This window comes from Pseudophaeobacter flagellatus, from assembly GCF_021228235.1.
Taxonomy (GTDB): Bacteria; Pseudomonadota; Alphaproteobacteria; order Rhodobacterales; family Rhodobacteraceae; genus Pseudophaeobacter; species Pseudophaeobacter flagellatus.
In genome coordinates, this window is sequence record NZ_JAJQRG010000002.1 from 146276 (window position 1) to 166543 (window position 20268).

General features: G+C 58.5%; 18 protein-coding genes. 5 read left to right on the plus strand and 13 right to left on the minus strand.

Annotation, left to right across the window (positions count from 1 at the left end; genetic code table 11):
- The first annotated feature begins 146 nt into the window (after nt 1–146).
- Together hemH and LRK71_RS04210 are read left to right on the plus strand one after the other, a co-directional pair.
- A complete protein-coding gene (hemH, locus tag LRK71_RS04205; protein WP_232401329.1) occupies nt 147–1208 on the plus strand; it encodes a ferrochelatase in 1062 nt (353 codons plus the stop codon).
- 71 nt (nt 1209–1279) lie between these two features.
- Nucleotides 1280–4288, plus strand: coding sequence for an aminotransferase class III-fold pyridoxal phosphate-dependent enzyme (locus LRK71_RS04210; protein ID WP_232401330.1), 3009 nt, complete (start codon nt 1280–1282; stop codon nt 4286–4288).
- A 155-nt stretch (nt 4289–4443) separates the two neighbouring features.
- Here LRK71_RS04210 and LRK71_RS04215 read toward each other — a convergent pair whose 3' ends face one another.
- Nucleotides 4444–4626 (minus strand): hypothetical protein, encoded by a 183-nt coding sequence (locus LRK71_RS04215; RefSeq protein ID WP_232401332.1) that lies wholly within the window; start codon nt 4624–4626, stop codon nt 4444–4446.
- A 136-nt stretch (nt 4627–4762) separates the two neighbouring features.
- A complete protein-coding gene (locus LRK71_RS04220; RefSeq protein WP_232401334.1) occupies nt 4763–5383 on the minus strand; it encodes a L,D-transpeptidase in 621 nt (206 codons plus the stop codon).
- Nucleotides 5384–5549: 166 nt separating this feature from the next.
- Here LRK71_RS04220 and dalA point away from each other — a divergent pair, with 166 nt between their 5' ends.
- A complete protein-coding gene (gene dalA, locus LRK71_RS04225; RefSeq protein ID WP_232401335.1) occupies nt 5550–6041 on the plus strand; it encodes a divisome-associated lipoprotein DalA in 492 nt (163 codons plus the stop codon).
- A 275-nt stretch (nt 6042–6316) separates the two neighbouring features.
- Here dalA and LRK71_RS04230 read toward each other — a convergent pair whose 3' ends face one another.
- The 9 genes from LRK71_RS04230 to hslO form a co-directional block, all read right to left on the minus strand.
- Nucleotides 6317–6757: a GNAT family N-acetyltransferase gene (locus LRK71_RS04230; RefSeq protein WP_232401336.1), complete on the minus strand. Its 441-nt coding sequence runs from the start codon at nt 6755–6757 to the stop codon at nt 6317–6319.
- Nucleotides 6758–7003: 246 nt separating this feature from the next.
- The gene (locus tag LRK71_RS04235; protein ID WP_232401338.1) at nt 7004–7528 is read right to left on the minus strand and encodes a L,D-transpeptidase family protein; all 525 of its coding nucleotides are present in this window, start codon (nt 7526–7528) and stop codon (nt 7004–7006) included.
- A gap of 81 nt (nt 7529–7609) precedes the next feature.
- Nucleotides 7610–8449 (minus strand): ion transporter, encoded by an 840-nt coding sequence (locus LRK71_RS04240; protein WP_232401339.1) that lies wholly within the window; start codon nt 8447–8449, stop codon nt 7610–7612.
- 57 nt (nt 8450–8506) lie between these two features.
- Nucleotides 8507–9754 carry a class I SAM-dependent RNA methyltransferase gene (locus LRK71_RS04245; protein ID WP_232401341.1) on the minus strand — a complete coding sequence of 416 codons (1248 nt, stop codon included), beginning with the start codon at nt 9752–9754 and terminating at the stop codon, nt 8507–8509.
- Nucleotides 9755–9876: 122 nt separating this feature from the next.
- Nucleotides 9877–11724 (minus strand): ABC transporter ATP-binding protein, encoded by a 1848-nt coding sequence (locus LRK71_RS04250; protein WP_232401343.1) that lies wholly within the window; start codon nt 11722–11724, stop codon nt 9877–9879.
- Nucleotides 11721–13559, minus strand: a complete 1839-nt coding sequence (locus LRK71_RS04255) for an ABC transporter ATP-binding protein (protein WP_232401345.1) — start codon at nt 13557–13559, stop codon at nt 11721–11723. Before LRK71_RS04255 ends, LRK71_RS04250 begins: the two co-directional genes overlap by 4 nt.
- 243 nt (nt 13560–13802) lie before the next feature.
- Nucleotides 13803–14984, minus strand: a complete 1182-nt coding sequence (locus LRK71_RS04260) for a CCA tRNA nucleotidyltransferase (RefSeq protein WP_232401346.1) — start codon at nt 14982–14984, stop codon at nt 13803–13805.
- Entirely contained in the window at nt 14984–15586 is a 603-nt protein-coding gene (locus LRK71_RS04265; protein WP_232401965.1) for a CoA pyrophosphatase, read from the minus strand. Before LRK71_RS04265 ends, LRK71_RS04260 begins: the two co-directional genes overlap by 1 nt.
- A 25-nt stretch (nt 15587–15611) precedes the next feature.
- Nucleotides 15612–16601 (minus strand): Hsp33 family molecular chaperone HslO, encoded by a 990-nt coding sequence (hslO, locus tag LRK71_RS04270; RefSeq protein ID WP_232401967.1) that lies wholly within the window; start codon nt 16599–16601, stop codon nt 15612–15614.
- 94 nt (nt 16602–16695) lie between these two features.
- On the opposite strand from hslO, the gene LRK71_RS04275 reads away from it, so the two are divergent.
- Nucleotides 16696–17139 (plus strand): NUDIX hydrolase, encoded by a 444-nt coding sequence (locus tag LRK71_RS04275; protein WP_232401348.1) that lies wholly within the window; start codon nt 16696–16698, stop codon nt 17137–17139.
- A 35-nt stretch (nt 17140–17174) separates the two neighbouring features.
- Here LRK71_RS04275 and LRK71_RS04280 read toward each other — a convergent pair whose 3' ends face one another.
- A complete protein-coding gene (locus LRK71_RS04280; RefSeq protein WP_232401350.1) occupies nt 17175–18407 on the minus strand; it encodes a PP2C family protein-serine/threonine phosphatase in 1233 nt (410 codons plus the stop codon).
- Nucleotides 18408–18618: 211 nt separating this feature from the next.
- Between LRK71_RS04280 and LRK71_RS04285 the strand changes: the two genes are divergently transcribed.
- Nucleotides 18619–18939 carry an Hpt domain-containing protein gene (locus LRK71_RS04285; RefSeq protein WP_232401352.1) on the plus strand — a complete coding sequence of 107 codons (321 nt, stop codon included), beginning with the start codon at nt 18619–18621 and terminating at the stop codon, nt 18937–18939.
- A 19-nt stretch (nt 18940–18958) separates the two neighbouring features.
- Here LRK71_RS04285 and ilvA read toward each other — a convergent pair whose 3' ends face one another.
- Nucleotides 18959–20197: a threonine ammonia-lyase IlvA gene (gene ilvA, locus LRK71_RS04290; protein WP_232401354.1), complete on the minus strand. Its 1239-nt coding sequence runs from the start codon at nt 20195–20197 to the stop codon at nt 18959–18961.
- Nucleotides 20198–20268: the final 71 nt, after the last annotated feature.

A 20268-nucleotide genomic window follows, 5' to 3' on the forward strand; every position in this document is an offset into this window, starting at 1 on the left:
CCTCGACCCATAGTAAAAACAAAACACTGCGCCAATGTGATCCGATTGGCCTTTGGCCTCGTAACACTCTATCTTATGGCGGATTGTGACTTTCGCCATGGTTTCCATACGCAAAGCTTTGCCGCAGATACAGGAACACCGCCCCTATGTTGGATTCTTCCACCCCCGCCACCTGCCCCGCCCACGCGCCAGCAGATCATCCAAAGATCAAAGGCGAAAAGGTCGGCGTTCTGCTGGCAAACCTCGGAACGCCGGATGACTACAGCTATTGGCCGATGCGCCGCTATCTGAGCGAATTCCTGTCGGACAAACGGGTGATCGACTACCCGGCCTGGAAATGGCAGCCGCTGCTACAGCTGATCATCCTCAGCAAGCGGCCATTTTCATCTGGCGCCGCCTATAAATCGATCTGGAACCACGACAAGGGCGAAAGCCCGCTGATGACTATCACCAAGGATCAGACCGCCAAAATGAAATCGGTCATGTCCAAACGCTATGGCGATCAGGTCATGGTGGATTTCTGCATGCGCTATGGCAATCCGTCGACGCAGGAAAAGGTCCGCGCCATGGTTGCGGCAGGCTGCACCAAGATCCTGTTTATGCCGCTCTACCCGCAGTATGCCGGTGCCACATCAGGCACCGCCAACGATCAGTTCTTTCGCGCCCTGATGCAGGAGACCTGGCAACCCGCCGCCCGCACCATCCCGGCCTATTTTGACGATCCCGCCTATATCGACGCGCTGGCCCGTTCGGTTGAAGAGGCCTACGCAAAGGCCGACAAACGCCCCGATATTCTGGTGGTATCCTACCACGGCATGCCAAAACGCTATCTGATGCAGGGCGATCCCTATCATTGTCAGTGTCAGAAAACCACGCGGCTGCTGCGTGAACGGCTGGGCTGGGACGGGACTGAAATCACCACCACCTTTCAGTCAGTATTTGGCCCCGAAGAATGGCTCAAACCCTATACCGTCGATCACGTTGCCACCCTGGCCAAGGAGGGCAAGAAAAGCATCGCGGTGATGGCACCGGCCTTTGCCGCCGATTGCATCGAAACCCTGGAAGAGATCAACGAAGAAATCAAAGAAAGCTTTGAAGAGGCCGGCGGCGAAGACTTCCTGTATATTCCCTGCCTGAACGACGACGACGACCACATCGCCGCCCTTGCCGGCGTTATCGAGAATAATCTCAAAGGTTGGCTGGACTAATCCGTCTTCCCCGGTCCAAATAGGATCCAATATTGGATTGTCGCGACAGCGACAAACGGGGAGAAAATTAAATGAGTCTTGCGCATTGGGTCGATGCCCTAAAATCCCATTGGGGCATCACCGCCGAGCTAAGTCGGCTTGACGGGGAATATGACCTGAACTTCAAGGCCCAGGCCAGCGATGGCCGGGGCTATATCCTCAAGGCCATGCGCCCTGGCTGTGACAGCTGGCTGGTTGAAATGCAGGTGCAGGCCTTCCAGCATATTGCCAGCCGCGCCCCCGATCTGCCTTGCCCCAGGGTGATTGCCGCCAGAGACGGCACGACCATGTGCCTGATCACCGATGAGGCGGGCGCTGACCGACTGTGCTGGATGCTCGAATGCCTGCCGGGCAAATGCTACGCGAGGACCAACCCCAAGCTGCCCCCCCTGATCCATGAGATCGGCGCCACACTTGGTGGTGCGGGCAAGGCGCTGGCCGATTTTCAGCACCCTGGACTGGCACGTGACTTCAAGTGGGATCTGATGCAGGCCAGCTGGATAGGCTCTGAAATCGCAGCCATAACAGAGCCTGCACGACAGAGCCTGATCCGCGACATAGGCACTGAATTTGCCAAATTAGAGCCTGTTTTGGCGCAGCTACCCAGGCAGGCCATCCACAATGACGCCAATGACTATAACATCATGGTCACGGGTGAGCTGACAGAACCGCGCCAGGTCTCGGGCCTGATTGATCTCGGCGATATGTGCGCCGCGCCGCGCATCTGTGATCTGGCCATTGCCGCCGCCTATATCGTGCTGGACCAGGCCGACCCCGAAGCCGCATTGACAGCATTGGTGGCCGGGTATCACGCGGCCTATCCGCTGACCCCGCAAGAGGTTGATCTGGTTTATCCGCTGCTGCGGGCGCGGCTGGCAGTTTCGGTGGTGAATTCCACCCTGATGGCCCACGAAAATCCCGATGATCCCTATGTGACCATCTCGCAGGCACCCGCCTGGCGTTTTCTTGAAAGGCATGATCTGAACCCCGCATTGGTTGCCGCCCGCCTGCGCGCGGCCTGTGGCCTGCCAGTTGTTGACGGTGCCGATCGGGTCATGGAATGGATCGCATCCGAGCGCGGCAATTTTGCCCCGCTGATGGGCGAAGATCTTGGCGCAGCTCCTATGGGCGCGCTCTCGGTTGAACATTCGACCTGGCCGCAAAACCCCTTTGACATGCCCTTGAGCGAGGCCGCCCGTGTCGGCGAAGAATTTGAAGACGGCGGGCGCATCTGGCTGGGCTATTACCACGAACCCCGGCTGATCTATGCCGAACCGGCCTTTCGCAAAGGCTCCTACAAGGCCAGCAATCGGCGCACCGTGCACTTGGCGGTGGATGCCTTTGCCCCGGCTGGCACGCCGATGTTTGCGCCGCTGGCAGGCGAGGTCTTTGTGGTGGAAAACCGCACCGGGCATCTGGATTATGGCGGCGTCATCATCCTGCGCCACCAGACCCCGGCAGGGGATGCCTTTTATACGCTCTATGGCCACCTGGACCCGGAATGTTGCGATAGGCTGCAGCCCGGCGACAAGATCGACAAAGGCGCAGAATTCTGCCGCTTGGGCGATGCGACCCAGAATGGCGGCTGGGCACCGCATGTGCATTTCCAACTGGCGCTCACCACCAAGGGCATCGAGGCCGACTGGCCCGGTGTTGGTGATCCGGATGAAATGTACATGTGGCGAGCGATCTGCCCCAACCCGGCGGCGCTTTTGAACCTGCCGGATGGAAAATGCTGCTTTACCCCGACCAGCAAGGAAGACATCCGCCAGGGGCGGCGGGATCACTTTGGCGGCAATCTCAGCCTGACCTATAGCGATCCGGTGATGCTGCTGCGCGGCTGGAAGCACCACCTGTTTGATGAATGGGGACGCCCCTATCTGGATGCCTATAACAACGTGCCCCACGTCGGCCATGCCCATCCGCGTATTCAGGCCGTCGCGGCAGATCAGCTCAAGCGGATGAATTCCAACACCCGCTATTTGCACCCGGCCCAAACCGCCTTTGCCGACAAGATCCTGTCAAAGATGCCCGATCACCTGGATGTCTGCTTCTTTGTCAATTCCGGCACCGAAGCAAACGAGCTGGCGCTGCGTCTGGCCCGCGCCCATACCGGCGCCAAGGGTATGGTGACACCGGATCACGGCTATCATGGCAATACCACCGGGGTGATTGATGTCTCGGCCTATAAATTCAACGCGCCAGGCGGGGTTGGCCCCTCTGACTGGGTTGAACTGGTCGCGGTAGCTGATGACTATCGTGGAGCGTTCGGCCGCGATGATCCGCAGCGGGCACAGAAGTTTGCCGATCTGGTAGATCCCGCCATTGCCGCACTGCAAGCGCGGGGTCAGGGCATTGCCGGCTTCATCGCGGAAACCTTCCCTTCGGTTGGCGGCCAAATCATCCCGCCAAGGGGCTACCTGCCGGCGGTATATGAAAAGATCCGCGCCGCTGGCGGGATCTGCATCGCCGATGAGGTCCAGACCGGACTGGGCCGTCTTGGCGACTATTACTTTGGCTTTGAACACCAAGGCGCCAGCCCAGATATCGTGGTGCTTGGCAAACCCATCGGCAATGGGCATCCCCTTGGTGTGCTGGTGACAACCCGCGCCATCGCTGACAGTTTTGCTAATGGGCCAGAGTTCTTTTCCACCTTTGGGGGATCGACCCTGTCGTGCCGCATGGGCAAGGAAGTGCTGGATATTGTCGATGACGAGGCCCTGCAGGACAATGCCCGCCAGCGCGGTGCGGCATTGATTGCAGGCCTAAGGGCGCTTGAACAGAGATACCAATCTGTCGGCGATATCCGCGGCATGGGGCTGTTTCTGGGGGTAGAGCTGATCAACCCGGACGGATCCGAGGCCACGGCGCTGTGTTCCTACGTCAAGAACCGCATGCGCGACCACCGTATTCTAATCGGCAGCGAAGGACCCAAAGACAATATCCTGAAAATCCGCCCTCCGCTGACCATCGACGCCGAAGGGGTCGAGATGATCCTGGAGGTTCTGGACAGGGTTCTGGCCGAAGCAGAGCCGGGCTAAAACGGCGCTTTGGCACCCTGCTGCCTTATCAGACCTGCCCAGGCAGGTTTGATAAGCTGGCCCAGGTCAATTTACACGCAGTCAAATTACCGGCAGCTGAAAATAAAAAAGGCGATGGAAAACCACCGCCTTTTTACAAATCATGTGCAGGGCAATTAGCTGCTTGCAACAGCTGCGCCAACCAGGACGAGCAGCAGCAGGGGCAGAATGATGCCGCTGGAAGAGCTGGTTGCAGCTTCTTCGATTACGACTGGCTCTACGATAGGCTCTGCCAAGTTGCCAGCAGTAGCGGTGGATGCAGCAGCGGTCAGAGCGGCTGCGAGTACAAGTTTGTTCATGTTAACCTCCAGAATTAGCGCAGACCTAAATAGATCTACGCAACCAAGACTTACCTCGTAATTTTTTCTAACCAGTAAACCCTCAGAATTGCAATTGCTTGTTGCGATTTTTCGCCCTGCAGACAGTGCGATGTGGTCAAATAAGCAACACTTGTGTGCCCACCTGTGTCAGGGAAAATAGCTCTGCGATATGCTCGTTATACAGCCCGATACAGCCGTTCGAAGATTTGCGGCCGATCTTGCGTGTGTCATGGGTTCCGTGGATGCGGTAGAACTTCCAACTTAGGTATAAAGCGTGCGTTCCCAATGGGTTATTAGGACCAGGCGGAATATAGGACGGCCATTCTGGATTGCGCTTTCGCATATTGGGCGTTGGCGCCCAGCCCGGACCGTCCACTTTACGGATGACTGATGTCCGGCCTCTGCGGGTCAAATCATCGGACAATGGCACGGAAGAGGGGAAAAGTCGGTAGTTATTCCCATCTTCAGACCAGTAGTGCAAAGCGCGGCTGTCGATATCGACAAGAATCGCCCCTTTGCGCAGGTGATCGAAGTAGGGCTGCCAGCGTTTTGCCCGAAAGGCAGAGATATTGCGCTTTACCGGCGGCTCTGGCTCGGGCGGCGGGCGCAGCGGGTCAAGGGCTTGATCATCTTCAGGTTCTGGCGCCACCTGAGACAGGGCAGGCGTGGCAATCATGGCAGCAGAGCCAGCAAGAAACTGCCGACGGGTGCCTCCAGCTAATAGTGTACGTTTCATCTGAAATATATCCTGCGCGTATTCATTCGGGCTAAGGCATAGTATGGCCGGAATGCCTCAGTCGCAAATCAAACCATGTAATTTCTCTGCAGTTTTCTGCCGGCCTGTTTGCGCAACCGCTACAGGAAGGCTAAGTGCAGAAGCGAATGATAAAGTGAGAAGCAAGATGAAGCGCGTTATTCTGATCTTGATGGCTGCCACCCTGACGCTGGCAGCGGCCTGTACGCCCACATCTGAAACCGGCAGCGGTGGCAAGGCCTACCGCATTCGCAACGCCGATAAGGTGCAGCTGCGGATGCTTGATTCCATCAATGCCCTGCGCCAGGCCTCGGGCGCGACACAGGTACAACTGAACGCGCAGCTCAATGCTGCGGCGGCCACCCATTCACGCGATATGTCGGTACAAAACCGCCCCTGGCATTTTGGCTCTGACGGCTCCTCGCCTTTGGATCGGGTTGCACGCACCGGCTATACTGGCACGGTACAGGGGGAAAATATCTCTGAAACCTATGAGAACGAGCTACAAACCCTGACCGCCTGGATGGAAGACCCAAGCACCCGTTCGGTGCTTCTGGACCCCAAGGCAATCAACATGGGGTTTTCCTGGTTCCAGGAAAGCAACGGCAAGATCTGGTGGACCCTGGTGATGGCCAGCTAGGCCAGTCGCGTTCATTTACATTCACGAGACTGACGTTCCTTGCTTGATTTCGCATGTTTCAGATGCGCAAGAGCCGTACCAACTTTTGCGCCACATGCTCTAGGCTTCGCCTGAACAGCTGCTCATCCGCCAGCCAGATCGATCAACGACGACCCGCAGACTCTTCATGATCGATGTCCGCCGCAGGCTGTCGGGGCCGCAGAGGAAACCACCTTTCGTGCTTGGCTTTGAAACTGCACGGTGGCCGGGCAAGGAACACCCTGCCCGCCCCGGTGCTAGCCCTTCATCTGCAAAGCAGCGTTTGGGAACGGATAGCCAAAATCATCCACATCACGCCGAGAAACCTCTTGGAAACCGAGCGAGATGTAGAAGTCAAAGGCCTGTCGGTTCGCAGTATAGACCTCAAGGGATAGCTCCAGCGCATGTGCAATGAGCCTGCGCCCAACGCCCATGCCTTGCCGGTCTGGCGCAATGAATATCCCGCCAATAAAACTGCCCAGCAAGCTGATAAAACCAAGGGCCTCGCCGTTATGGCAGGCAACCCAAGTCTCGGCTGTTGGAAAGTAGTCTTTCTCGATCAGGCTACGTTGCTCGACAAGCCTTGGCTCACCGATGAACGGAGGTGCCCTCAGCGATGCGTCAAACCAGATGCCCAACAGGTTTTCGACATCCGTCACCCTATCGAAGGGACGGATCAATATGTTTTGAGTTTTCATGGAAACTCCGAAGAAGTCATACACAATGGTTCGGCTACGAAATGTGCCGAGCGATACCGCCTAATGCGGTGCAATCGAAACCTCTGTGCATAAATCTCCTTGCTGTGATTGCCCCGAAGTAAATCGCAGGACCGATATTTGCAACAGCAACTGCAGGCTCAGCGCCGACAGTCTGCTTTGCGGTCCCTTCGTTTTTCTCCGGATGTTCCACCCCGACTATACCCAGGCCAGCGCGGAAGCGGATAACTATGCCCGCAGCGCGATCGGGGTGCCATCGCGCACCATGGCGTAGATTTCCTCGATCTCTTCGTTGCGTACGGCAATACAGCCTGCCGTCCAGTCCGGCACCCGCCCAGCGCGTTTGCGGGCCTTCTTATCGTTTGGCTCACCATGGATGAAGATTTCCCCGCCCGGCATTTTCCCAAGAGCGGCAGCGCGGGCGAGATCTTCGGCATTGGGATAGGAAATACCCAGCGACAGATGAAAGGCGCTGTTCGGGTTGCGCCGATCAATATGGTACACCCCTTCTGGCGTTTTGCCATCGCCTTCGACCCGTTTAGGGCCCTGCGGCGCAAAGCCGAGGTCCATCTTGTAGTCGCGCAGAATCTCCTGCCCATGCAGAAGATAGATTTTGCGCGCGCCCTTGTTGATCACAAGGCTGGTCACCTCTGGTCCGGTGTAGGTCTTGAACCGGCTGACCTGATTGGGACCGCCGCACCCTGCCACTGCCACACTCGCAACTGCGCTTAATCCGAATGCCCGTCTATCCATGTGTCTTCCTGTCTGACCTGCCACCATCTGGGCTGTATCGCCCTTGTCAGCGCCATACCGCAAATTGAAGCAAAATCACAATCACAACTTGTTATCTTTTGCCCGATCGGGTGCGGGGGCCGAAACAGCGCCTGAACCCGGCAGCGCGGTTCTATCCGCATTGACCATGATCTCGATGGCTTTCAGCCGCTCCAGCACCTCGTCACGATAGGCATCGGTGCGCTCGCCTTCTTCGGCGGAATGTGCATCCTGCATCGAGTTGACGATCAGACCCACCAACAGGTTCACGACCGCAAAGGTGGTCACCATGATAAAGGGCACAAAGAAGGCCCAGGCGTAGGGGTAGACCTCCATCACTGGCCGCACGATTCCCATCGACCAGCTTTCCAGCGTCATGATCTGAAATAGCGAATAGGCGGATTGTCCAAGACCGCCGAACCATTGCGGAAAGCTCGCGCCAAACAGCTTTGTCGCCATCACCGAGCCGATGTAGAAAATGATCGCCATCAGCAGAAACACCGACCCCATGCCCGGCAGCGCGGTGACAAAGCCTTCGACCACCCGACGCAGGCTGGGCGCAACGGAGACGACCCGCAAAACACGCAGGATACGCAGCGCCCGCAAGACCGAAAACCCCTGCGCGCCAGGCACCAGGGCAATGCCCACGATGACAAAATCAAACAGGCTCCACCCGCTAAGGAAAAACCGCAAGCGGCGCACAAACAGTTTGATCAGGATCTCGACGATAAATATGCCAAGGCAGATCTTGTCGATCAAATGGACCAGCTCGCCCATCCGCGCCATCACTGGCTCAGAGGTTTCCAGCCCAAGCGTCACCGCATTGACCAGGATCACCGCCATGATGAAACGGGTAAATCGCGTGTCTTGCAAAAGCCCATCAAGGCGTTCTGTCACTGTCATCAGGTTCTATCCAAGTTCGGTCTTGTAGGCGGCCGGGCACGGGCTACAGCTGCGCGGTCAATCATTCAGGGTGAAACTGGCGGCCAGTTCGGTATGAGCGGACCATCTGAACTGATCCACAACCTGCACCCAATTCAGCCGATAGCCACCAGCCACCAGGGTTTTGGCATCACGGGCAAAGGTCACAGGGTTGCAGGACACATAGGCAATCACGGGCAGGCGCGCGGCCACCAGCTGCGCCACCTGGGCCTCGGCACCGGCACGCGGGGGATCAATTACCGCCGCCTCATAATAGGTGCCAAAGGGTTTCAGATCTTCCGGCAGCAGCGGATTGCGGAACAGATCACGCACCTCGGCCTGTAACCTCTTCAGCCCTTTGCCCTGACGCCAGCCAGCCTGCAGCGCGGCGATCATATCGGCCTCGCCCTCCAGCGCGTAGACTTCGGCATTGGCAGCAAGTGGCAGTGAAAACGTCCCGCAGCCGGCAAAAAAGTCGACGATACGCTTGGCGCCCATGGTGATGTCTTGCACGGCTGCCAGCAGCGCCGCTTCGCCATCACGGGTGGCCTGCAAAAAGGCACCGGGCGGCGGGCAGACACGGGCCGAGCCAAAGCTATGCAACGGCGGCTGTTCCATCGCCACCTGCTCGTCCTGCCAGGTGAGGCGGGCAACCCCATGCTGCCCCCCAAGCCCGGCCAATTCGGCCCGCAGATCACTGTCCAGTGGCTTGCCGTCGCGCACCAGCACATCCAGCCCGGTTTCAGACTGGGTCAACGTCACCGATAGCGGCGTTTTGCGGCTGGCCCCCGCCATTGCCAGGGCCTCGGCCAGGGGGATTGCCGCAATCAGCGCTGGGTCCAGCAACAGGCAATCGGGAATCGGCGTGATCACCCCAGAGGCGCGGCCGTGAAACCCTGCCATGGCACCCTTTTTGGTACGTCGGACCGCCAGCGTGGCGCGGCGGCGTGACTGCGGCAGAGAAGTATGAATCGGGCGGAATGTCGCCTCCAGCCCCTGTGCCTCCAGCGCATTTTTCACGACATCCAGCTTCCAGGAGGCCACAAAATCATCGCTGGCGTGCTGCAACTGGCAGCCACCGCAGGATTTATAGTGGCGACAGGGCGCCTGAATGCGATGCTCGGATGGCGTCTCAATCCGAATATCGGTCAGCTGCGTGCCCTGCTGCACGCCGCTGACCCGTTCATCTGGCAGGGTACGGGGCGCAAAAAGCGGGCCGAGGGCGACACCATCGCCTTGGTGTCCAAGGCGGGTGATGGTTGCTGTGGTTCTGGCTACATCTGTCATCTGGGCTAGATAGCGACTGTCGGCCAGCTAAAAAAGGTGAAAACCCGGCCAAGACAGCAGAAAGCCGGTTTTAGTGCAAATACACTGCCCCCGACGGTTTCCCAGCAACGCACTCTGCCAAATCACTCGGCGGCTGTGCTCTCGTCCTCATCCGTGCAGATGAAACCGCCGGACTGGCGAGACCAGAACTGCGCATAGAGCCCACCCAGGGCCAAAAGCTCGGCATGGCTGCCAACCTCGACGATTTGGCCCTGTTCCATCACGATGATGCGGTCCATTTCGCTCAGCGTGGACAGACGGTGGGCGATGGCCAGAACCGTCTTACCATGCATCACCCGCTCCAAGGCCGACTGGATCAGTGCCTCGACTTCGGAATCCAGCGCAGAGGTTGCCTCATCCATGATCAGGATCGGCGCATCCTTCAGGATTGCCCGCGCCAGCGCGATCCGCTGCCGCTGCCCGCCCGACAGTTTCACGCCTCGTTCGCCCAGATAGGCGTCATAGCCCTGCCGCCCCTGCCCGTCTTGCAGATCCAGAATGAAGTCATGCGCCTCGGCCTGTTTCGCCGCCGCGATCAGCTCTGCTTCGCTGGCATCAGGTCGACCGTAAAGAATGTTTTCACGGGCAGAGCGATTGAACATCGCGGTTTCCTGCGTGACCATGCCGATCTGGCTGCGCAGACTGTCCTGCGAGACCGTCGCGATATCCTGGCCATCAATCAGGATCCGGCCCTCTTCCCCGTCATAGAGCCGCAGTAAGAGCGACACGAGGGTAGATTTCCCCGCGCCGGAGGCCCCGACAATACCCAGCTTTTCCCCCGCTTTGATCTGCAGGGATACATTGCGCACCCCGCCCACATCACGCCCATAGGCAAAGCCCACATCGTCAAAGGTGATCTGCCCTGCGGTTGCCGACAAGGGCGCCGCTTCGGGGCGGTCTTCGACCCGATCAGGACGGCTGAGGGTCTTCATGCCGTTTTCAATCTCGCCAACGTTTGAATAGATCGCCATCAGGGTAAAGCTGACCCAGCCTGTCATCTGCGCAATCCGAATGGAAACCGCACCAGCCGCCACGATATCGCCCTCGCTGGCGGATCCGTCGCGCCACAACAGCAACGTCGCGCCAATCAGCAGGACCGGCAGAAGCCCCGCCAGCGCCATCAGGCAAAATCGGAAGGTTGCCGCCAGATAGCCGAACTCCAGTGCGGTCTCGCGGAATTGCACCATCGCATCCTGGGCGCTGCGTTCCTCATGGGCGGCATGAGCAAACAGCTTGACGGTTTTGATATTGGTGATGGTATCCACCACCTGCCCCGAAACCATGGCCCGTGCCCCGGCCCGTTTGCCCGACCGCTGCCGCACCCGCGGCAAGAACCAGCTGATCATGGCAAAATAGCCCAGAAGCCAAAGTGTAAACAGCAGCGTGATGCGCAGATCTATTGCCCCCAGCAGCGCCATCGACCCCACAAGAGAAGCCAGCGCAAAGGCCACCACGTTGATCACTTCGGTCGCCACCGAGGTCACCGCCGAGGCCGTCTGCATCTGTTTCTGGGCAATGCGACCCGCAAAATCATCGTCAAAGAAGCGCACCGACTGACCCAGGGTCCAACGGTTGAGCCGCGACAGCACCAGCGGATTCACATTGGGCTGCACCACAATCGCATTGGACGCCGCTGACAGGCCGAACAGCAGCGGCCGCAGAATTAGGAAAAAACCCAATGCGCCCAAAATGACCACAATATTGCCCATGGTGAAAAACTGCTCTGGCCCGCTTGCCAGAGAGGTGTCAATCACCAGCCCCAGGATATAGGCGGTGCCGGCCTCCATCGCGCCGGCCAGGGCCGAAAACCCCGCCGCCAGGATCAGCATCGGCCAGGCTCCCGACAGGCACCACATCATAAAGGCGCCCAATCTTCTAGGGGGCGCGCCCTTGGCGGGTTGAAACGCGTCGATCAGATTGCCTATCTTCATTCTGCTGCCTCGATATTCAAAAAACCACCCGATTGCCGGGCCCAGAACTGGGCGTAGAGCCCTTGAGCCCGCAGCAGATCCGCATGGCGACCCTGTTCTGCAATTCGGCCCTGATCCAGTACCAAAATGCGGTCCATCTGTGCGATGGTGGACAGCCGATGTGCAATTGCGATCACCGTCTTGCCCTGCATCATGCCATAGAGCGTCTGCTGAATTTCTGCCTCGACCTCGGAATCCAGCGCCGAGGTGGCCTCGTCCAGCAACAGGATCGGCGCATCCTTTAGAATCACCCGCGCCAAGGTCACCCGCTGGCGTTGCCCGCCCGATAGCTTCACGCCACGCTCCCCCACATGGGCATCATAGCCGCGCCGACCTTGGGGATCTTCAAGATCCAGAATGAAATCATGCGCCTGCGCCTGTTTGGCGGCAGCGATGATATCCGCCTCGCTGGCGTCGGGGCGTCCATAGAGCAGGTTATCGCGCACGGATCGGTGCAAGAGGGCGCTGTCCTGCTGCACCATGCCGATGGCGCTGCGCAGCGAATCCTGCGTAACATGGCGAATATCCTGATTATCAATCAGGATTTGCCCGGCATCGGGGTCGTAGAACCGCAAAAGCAGCTTGACCAGCGTTGATTTGCCCGCACCAGAGCGCCCTACAAGGCCAATCTTTTCCCCCGGCTGGATCACCAGATCAAGGTGATCCAGACCGCCCGCCTCGCGGCCATAGTGATGCGACAGATCCTTTAGCACAACCGCGCCCTGGGTCAGCTGCAGCGGCTTGGCCCCCTTGGCATCCACCAGATCAATCGGCTGCGCGATGGTCTGCATGCCCTCGGCCACCACGCCAAGCTGGCGGAAAAACGATGTCAGCGCCCACATGATCCAACCGGTCATCGCATTCAACCGCAGGGTCAGCGCCGTCGCCGCCGCCACCACCCCGGCGGAGGCCGCGCCAATCATCCACAGATGCAGCGCCCAGCCCACCACACCCACAATCAACAGCCCGTTCAGGGTAACGAGAACCGCATCCATCACGGTGAAAATCCGCATCTCCTGCTGAAAGGTCTCGCGGGTGTTTTCAATTGCCTCTTTTGCATAGGATAGCTCGCGGCCGTCATGGGCAAACATCTTGACCGAATGAATATTGGAATAGCTATCCACCACCCGGCCCGTCACGGTTGAACGCGCATCGGAAGCCGCCTGGCTAGCCGGTCCCACGCGCCGAATTGTCCAGCGCACCAGCAGCGCATAGAGGCCAAACCAGACCAAAAGCGGCAGCATCAGCCGCGCGTCGGCCACCATCAGCATGATCGCTGCGCCGATCAGATAGGCCAGCGAAAAGGTGATCGCATCAAAGACCTGAAACACCACCTCGCCCGCCGCTGGCGGCGTTTGCATGATCCGGTTGGCAATGCGGCCGGCAAAGTCGTTTTCAAACCAAGACACAGACTGGCGCAGCACATGTTTATGGGCGCGCCAGCGGATCAATGTGCCGAAATTCGGCAGGATCGCATTGTTCAGCAACAAGACATCAGCCAATTGCAGGATTGGCCGCAGCAGCAGAATGAACAGCCCCACCAGGATCAGCTCTGCCCCATGCTGCTGCCAGACCTGCTCGGGCGTCTTGCTCAGCAGATCCACCACCCGGCCCATATAATAGATCAGGCCGACCTCGATTGCCGCAACCACCACCGACATGCAGGCCGTCAGGATGAAAACCGCGCGAAACGGCACAGTATAGCCCTTTAAAAAGGGCCAAAGCCGGGTCGGCGGCTGGTCCGTTTCGGGATAGTCGCAATATGGATCAACAAGGTTTTCAAAAAAGCGAAACATCAGAAGTGCGCTCCAATGGGGGTGATCAAATGAGACGTGTGATACTGCAGATAAGGCGTGATGCCATGCCCGCCAAGGCGTGGGCGCGATGACCGTAGCTGGACCAGATCCCGTGGTGCATATGCATCCCACCCGGCATAAGTGTCTTGGCTCTGCTCCGGATACTGAAAATATCTCTGACTGTCACCCCCGGCTGGGCCCCGCAGGTGCCACCCGAAGGTTTAGGTCTGGGGGTGCAGCGCGTTATTTCAACTGCTGCAACAGGTCTTCGCGGGTCAGATCAAAGCCGGAATCAATCCATGCCTGCTGCAACTTCTTCAGCGCGGCGCCAAGCGCAGGGCCAGATAGATCTGGCATCAGATCCGCCGCTACAACCGGAAAGACAGCTGCAGCACCGCGCGCCAAATCAGGCTCTAAATCAGGCGAAACGGGCTGTTCCAGCAGGGCTGCACGCAACAGACAGGCAGATCGCGCCATGTCAGGTCCCAACTGGTAGCTCAGCTTGCTGGTCCTGTCGGAACCCATCGCAGAGCCGCGCAGCTGTTGCAGTCGGCGCGCCTGTGCTTTGCTGAGGCGCAGATAGGGCAGCAGCTCTTCGCCGCCCAGCGCCGCAAGTCTGCAGATCGGATCGGGTGTTATGGCGGCCTTGGGATAGCCCTGGTGCACATCCTGAAGATGAACAAGCGGCGCCAGGGCGCGATCATGGCTACCGGGCAGCACCTGCCCCAACACCCCCAACTGACGCATCACCGCAATCGCCGGGGCGGGATCAGCGGCAGCAAGCAGTTTCAGCATTTCGGCGCTGACACGTTCAAGTGAGAGCTGCGACAGCCCCTCCAGATTGTCCGCAATCGCCGCCAGGGCATCAGGATCAAAGCCCACCTGCGCGTCGCCATACCAAGCGTGAAAGCGAAAGTACCGCAGGATACGCAGGTAATCTTCGCGGATGCGATTCCGTGCCGTACCGATAAAACGCACCCGCCGGGCCTGCAGATCGGCCAGCCCCTGCAGCGGGTCAACCAGGCGGCCATCTGGACGGGCATAAAGCGCATTCATGGTGAAATCGCGCCGGGCGGCATCCTCGGCGATGTCTTTGGAAAAGGCCACGACAGCGCGGCGGCCATCGGTGGTCACATCTTTGCGAAAGGTGGTCACCTCATGCGGAATATGATTGGCCACCAGCGTTACGGTGCCATGATCGATCCCGGTTGGGATCGCCTTGATCCCCGCCGCCTGCGCCAGGGCCAGTACCTCTTGCGGCGTGGCATTAGTGGCAATATCGATATCCGAGACCGCCACCCCCATCAGCGCATTGCGCACACAACCGCCGACAAAATAGGCCGCCGCACCCTGTGCCGTCAGCGCCGCGCAGACCTGCTGCGTTGCCGGATTATGTAACCAGGGCTGCGCCGCAAGAGAGGTCATTACTGCATCACTTTTGCAAGGTTGAACAACATCCGCGCGGTGGCACCCCAGATGTAATAGGGCCCAAAGGGCACGGTATAATAATGCCGCCGGGTGCCGCGCCAACTGCGCGCCGCGACGGTATATTTTGTCGGATCCAGCAGATGCGACAGTGGCACGGAAAAGACTTCGGCCACCTCGCCGACCTCTGGGCGGATCTCAAAATCCTCATGCAGCAGCGCCACCACCGGGGTCACCTGAAAGCTGGTCACGGTTTCATGGCTGGGCAGCTGGCCGATGACATCGGGCAGGTCTTGCGGCAGGCCAATTTCTTCCCAGGCTTCGCGCAGGGCCGCGGCGATCACATCGGCATCGTCTGCATCAACCTTGCCACCGGGAAAAGCGATCTGGCCGGGGTGGTGCTTCAACGCCGAAGACCGTTTGGTCAAGATCACCCGAGGCTGTTCTGGCTGGGCCAATGAAATCGCCACCAAGACCCCGGCCGGGCGCAGCCTGCGCGGGCGAGGCACCACAAGATCGGGGTTGAGGTCAAAATCCGAAGACCCTGCCTCGCCCGTAGCCTGGCCAGTACCCGCCTGCCCCTGTGTCTGTGGCTTGGACAGGGCAGCCTGCAATGCCTGCCGCAGATCAGTCACCTGTTGCGGTTTCCGCTTCAAAGCCAACGGTTGCCGGGTCCAGATCGTAGTGGGCGCTACAGAACTGGCAATCCGCCGTGACCCGCCCGTCGTCGGTGGTCATGGTTGCGATGTCCTTGGCCGAATAGATCGACAGGCTTTGGCGCACACGTTCTTCGGAACAGGTACAGCCAAAATGCACCGACTGGGCCTCATAGACCCGTGGCTGTTCTTCGTGGAACAGGCGCAGCAGCAATTCAGTTGGGGTGACCGAGGGGCCAATCAGCTCCAGCTCTTCAACCGTGGCCATCAAGGTATTGACCCGGTGCCAGTTCTCGGCGGCTTCGCCTTCGACCAGATCCTTTGGCTGAAGCGTGGTGCCCGTGCCCTCGGTTCCACCTGCCACAAACGGAGAGGCCTTGGGCATATGCTGCAGCATCATGCCGCCGGCACGCCAGTGTTCCGCCACACCGGGGCTAGACGATTTGCCAAAGCTTAGGCTGAACACCGTCGGCAACTGTTCTGACTGGGCAAAATAGGCGCCGGCACAGGCCGCCAGCGATGGCCCGTCCAGGGCGGCAATGCCCTGATAGGGCGTGGTATCTTCGCCCTGGTTAATCATCACCGCAAAATAGCCCTCGCCCACCTGATCAAAGGGGGCTGCATCGGTCAGCCGATCCGCATCATAGCTAGCATAGGCGCGAATGCGTGCGGGATCGCCCTCTTTTTGCGGCGCATAATAGTCAGTGGCGATCATCCGCACCGCGCCTTTGGACTGAACCTGCAGCGACAGTTTCCAGCGCAGCTTCACCGTCTGCCCAATCAAGGCAGTCAGCAGGGCCATCTCGGCCACCAGCGCTTCGACCTGAGGCGGGTAATTGTGCTGTTTCAGGATACCATCCAGCGCAGAATCCAATCGCACCACGCGGCCGCGCATATCCGATGCATCAAGCTGAAAGGGCAGGACGGTATCGTCCCATGCGATTTTTGATCCAAGCGTCATTTTTGATCCAAGAGCCATGGGGGTTTCCTTACGCGCCGAGGGTTGGCATATCGAGCCTATATAGGGTTTTACACAATAGAGTGAAGGGGGCGATATGATCAGACGATTCGGAGAGCGGCCACGGCTGGGTCAAAACTATCGCATGCGCCCCGGTGTCTATGCGATTTTGCCCCGTGATGGCCAGGTCTTACTGACTCGCCAGCTAGAGCCCGGCCCGGAGATTCAACTGCCCGGAGGCGGCATTGATCCGGGCGAATCGCCCCTTCCGGCGCTGCACCGCGAAGTGTTTGAGGAAACCGGCTGGTCCATTGCTGCGCCCCGGCGGCTAGGCGCGTTTCGCCGCTATACCTTCATGCCGGAATATGACCTCTGGGCCGAGAAGATCTGCCAGATCTATGTCGCCCGCCCCCTGCGCCGGTTGGGTCCACCCGCCGAAAGCCAGCATCAGGCGGTCTGGTTGGCACCACAGGATGTCATATCCTGCCTTGGGAATCCGGGGGATCGGCATTTTGCGCAGCAGTATTTCTGCAAGCGCTAGCGCGGCGCGATTGTCGTGCCGTTTGGGCCCCTGAATCAGGGACCTTCGAATTCAAACAGGGTAGCCGAGACGTCATCTTCCAGCCCATGTTCCGACGACATGATCTGCGTCAGGTTCCAGTATAGATCATCCAGGAACTCTTTGCCGCTCTGGCCCCGATCACATTTGCCGATCAGTTCCAGCAGGCCCTCTGTCTCCAGCATCTCGCCGTTTTCCAGCCGCGCCTCGGTGAACCCGTCAGAATACAGCAGCAGGCGATCGCCTTTTTCCAGGTATATTTCTTCTTGGCTGTGGCTGATATCGGGAACCAAACCGATCGGCACACCCCCCTTACCAAGGAATTCGGTGGTGCCATCACGGCGCAGCAACAGCGGGTGCGGATGTCCGGCCTGCACCATTTTCAACAGCCCATTGCGCAGATCGACGATGCAATAGGCCATGGTGAAATATTCTTCGATCCCGGTATCCGCAATCAGGCGCGCGTTCAGCAGCCGCGCCACCTCATCCGGTTGCCGCAGGGCATAGAACCGCTTGAATCGCTGCTCCATCCCGACGTTCTGATCATAATAAGTCGAAGACAGATAGCCGCCCAGACGGGCAGTCATCATCGCCGAGGTAATGCCATGCCCCGACACATCAATCGAATAGAAGCCGATCTGGTTCACACTGGGGCAGAACATGCCAACCAGGTCACCGCCGATATGGCCACAGGGTTTCAGCAGCAGGCTCACCGTGGAAGAGCCAAACTCTTTCGACAGTTCCGGCACCAGTGATTCCTGAATTTTGCGGGCCTGGATAAGATCCTTGTCGATGGCGTCATAAACGCGCTGCAATTCGCCCAGCGTGTCGGAAACGATTCGATTCTTTTCCGACAGCTCGCGCTGCATCCGCAGGATACGTTCGCCTGCGGATATCCGCGCCCGCAGCTCATCCGAACTGACCGGCTTGGTCAAAAAATCATCGGCGCCGGCATCCAGACCTTCGGCCACCTCGTTCTTTTCGCTCTTGGAGGTCAGCAGAATGAAATAGCCGTAATTATCTTTGGATTGTTCGCGAAAGGCCTGGCAGAATTCCAGCCCATTCATCCCCGGCATCATCCAATCGCTGAGAATCAGGTCCGGCGGCTCTTGGCGGCAAATCTCCATCGCCGCCTCGCCGCTGTCTGCCTCAACGACATCGAACCCCCACTTTTGCAAGGAGGCAACAAGAATACGGCGCTGCAAGCGGCTATCATCGACGACCAGCACACGACTAATCGACCCGCTCATGGCGTGTTCCTCGTTGTCCGATGAACCTTCTTGCAGCACCCTTGGTACCTCTTAAAAAATGATCGCGGCCTTATCACTGCTGTTACTATCCGTGCAGACCTTTAATACGATATGAACGTGAAAATTTGTCTTGTTGTCGATTTTTCATCATAAGTTTACTATATATAGCCAGTCTAACCCCCGCAAACTGAAGGCAAACAGGAACACGATAATGATAAATTGGCCTCGGGTAAAAGAGTTGAAAGACGAAATTGGGTCCGATGGATTTGACGAAGTAGTGGAACTTTTTTTAGAGGAAGTCGACGAAATTATTGAAAAGCTGCGTGGTGATGATCGCGGCCAGCTGGAACAAGACCTGCATTTCCTCAAGGGATGTGCCTTGAATCTTGGCTTTGACCAGTTCTCGGACCTTTGCCTCAAAGGCGAACGCCAAGCAGCCGGGGGTGCAGCAGATACCGTCGACCTGCCAGAAATTCTGGCAAACTTCGATCAGTCAAAACAGGTCTTCCTGGCAGAGGTTTCCAACCATTAACTGACCGTAAAATACTGTTTTAAATTAAGAATTGCGCCAGTGTCTCATCACTGGTGATATCCGTATAGGACATACCCGCCGCATCCAGCCGCGCAAAAAAGTCCGAAAAATTCTCTGGCCGCTTAGTCTCTATCCCGATCAGGACCGAACCAAAATTTCGGGCCGATTTCTTCAGATATTCAAACCGCGCGATATCATCCTCTGGCCCCAGCATGCCAAGGAACTCTTTCAAAGCGCCGGGCCGCTGCGGCAGACGCAAGAGAAAGTATTTTTTGACGCCGCTGTAACGCAGCGCCCGTTCCTTGACCTCTGGCAAGCGTTCAAAATCAAAATTCCCGCCCGAGGTGACACAGACAACCGTCTTGCCGCGAATCCAGGACCGCAGATCGCCCAGCGCCTCAATCGCCAAAGCGCCCGCCGGTTCCAGCACAATCCCCTCGACATTCAGCATCTCGATGATGGTGGCGCAGACCCGGTCTTCTGTCAGGGCAATGACATCCGGTAGCAGCACATGTTTCAGCGCCTCATAGGGGCGCGCGCCAAGGCGGCCCACCGCTGCGCCATCGACAAATGTATCCACATGGTCCAGCGCCACCGGTCGCCCGGCAGCAAGTGCGGCACGCAGACAGGCCCCGCCAGCCGGTTCGACATAAAGACTGTGCACCCGATCGCCAAACCAGGTGGTGACACCGGCAGACATGCCACCGCCGCCCACTGGCAGAACCACATGGTCCGGCACCCGCCCCAACTGCGCCTCGATCTCAACCGCGATAGAGCTTTGCCCCTCAATCACATCCGCATCGTCAAAAGGCGACAGGAAATGCCCACCTTCGCGGGCGCACCAGTCCTGAGCCGCGGCCAGCGTGACGTCAAAATAGTCGCCAACCAGATGGATCTCGACATTGTCACCGCCAAACATCCGGGTTTTCTGGATTTTCTGCTGCGGTGTCGTCACCGGCATAAAAATCACACCCTTGACGCCCAGATGTTTGCACATGAAGGCCACGCCCTGCGCGTGATTGCCCGCCGAGGCGCAAACAAACAACTGCTGATCAGGCTGTTTGCGCATGGCGTTAAAGGCACCACGGATCTTGTAGGATCGCACCGGGCTCAGATCTTCGCGCTTGAGGTAGATATCAGCCTCAAACCGTTCAGACAGATGCACATTGCGCTGCAATGGCGTTGCGGGAAAAACGTCGCGCATCGCCGCTTCGGCGGCACGGGCGGCGGTATGAAAAGGGGTGTCTGGATTGCTCATGTGCTATTGAGTGGCCCAAGCCAGCCCCCAAGGCAAGGGGGCTGGGCCAATGTCAGGCGCAAAGGTGCCCG

What these genes read in the sequence shown, in the direction of transcription:
- LRK71_RS04285 (WP_232401352.1), top strand. Translation starts at nt 18,619, where the DNA reads ATGATAAATTGGCCTCGGGTAAAAGAGTTGAAAGACGAAATTGGGTCC.
- LRK71_RS04275 (WP_232401348.1), top strand. Translation starts at nt 16,696, where the DNA reads ATGATCAGACGATTCGGAGAGCGGCCACGGCTGGGTCAAAACTATCGC.
- LRK71_RS04215 (WP_232401332.1), bottom strand. Translation starts at nt 4,626, where the DNA reads ATGAACAAACTTGTACTCGCAGCCGCTCTGACCGCTGCTGCATCCACC.
- LRK71_RS04230 (WP_232401336.1), bottom strand. Translation starts at nt 6,757, where the DNA reads ATGAAAACTCAAAACATATTGATCCGTCCCTTCGATAGGGTGACGGAT.
- LRK71_RS04240 (WP_232401339.1), bottom strand. Translation starts at nt 8,449, where the DNA reads ATGACAGTGACAGAACGCCTTGATGGGCTTTTGCAAGACACGCGATTT.
- LRK71_RS04210 (WP_232401330.1), top strand. Translation starts at nt 1,280, where the DNA reads ATGAGTCTTGCGCATTGGGTCGATGCCCTAAAATCCCATTGGGGCATC.
- LRK71_RS04245 (WP_232401341.1), bottom strand. Translation starts at nt 9,754, where the DNA reads ATGACAGATGTAGCCAGAACCACAGCAACCATCACCCGCCTTGGACAC.
- LRK71_RS04220 (WP_232401334.1), bottom strand. Translation starts at nt 5,383, where the DNA reads ATGAAACGTACACTATTAGCTGGAGGCACCCGTCGGCAGTTTCTTGCT.
- LRK71_RS04280 (WP_232401350.1), bottom strand. Translation starts at nt 18,407, where the DNA reads ATGAGCGGGTCGATTAGTCGTGTGCTGGTCGTCGATGATAGCCGCTTG.
- LRK71_RS04235 (WP_232401338.1), bottom strand. Translation starts at nt 7,528, where the DNA reads ATGGATAGACGGGCATTCGGATTAAGCGCAGTTGCGAGTGTGGCAGTG.
- LRK71_RS04260 (WP_232401346.1), bottom strand. Translation starts at nt 14,984, where the DNA reads ATGACCTCTCTTGCGGCGCAGCCCTGGTTACATAATCCGGCAACGCAG.
- hslO (WP_232401967.1), bottom strand. Translation starts at nt 16,601, where the DNA reads ATGACGCTTGGATCAAAAATCGCATGGGACGATACCGTCCTGCCCTTT.
- LRK71_RS04250 (WP_232401343.1), bottom strand. Translation starts at nt 11,724, where the DNA reads ATGAAGATAGGCAATCTGATCGACGCGTTTCAACCCGCCAAGGGCGCG.
- hemH (WP_232401329.1), top strand. Translation starts at nt 147, where the DNA reads ATGTTGGATTCTTCCACCCCCGCCACCTGCCCCGCCCACGCGCCAGCA.
- ilvA (WP_232401354.1), bottom strand. Translation starts at nt 20,197, where the DNA reads ATGAGCAATCCAGACACCCCTTTTCATACCGCCGCCCGTGCCGCCGAA.
- dalA (WP_232401335.1), top strand. Translation starts at nt 5,550, where the DNA reads ATGAAGCGCGTTATTCTGATCTTGATGGCTGCCACCCTGACGCTGGCA.
- LRK71_RS04255 (WP_232401345.1), bottom strand. Translation starts at nt 13,559, where the DNA reads ATGTTTCGCTTTTTTGAAAACCTTGTTGATCCATATTGCGACTATCCC.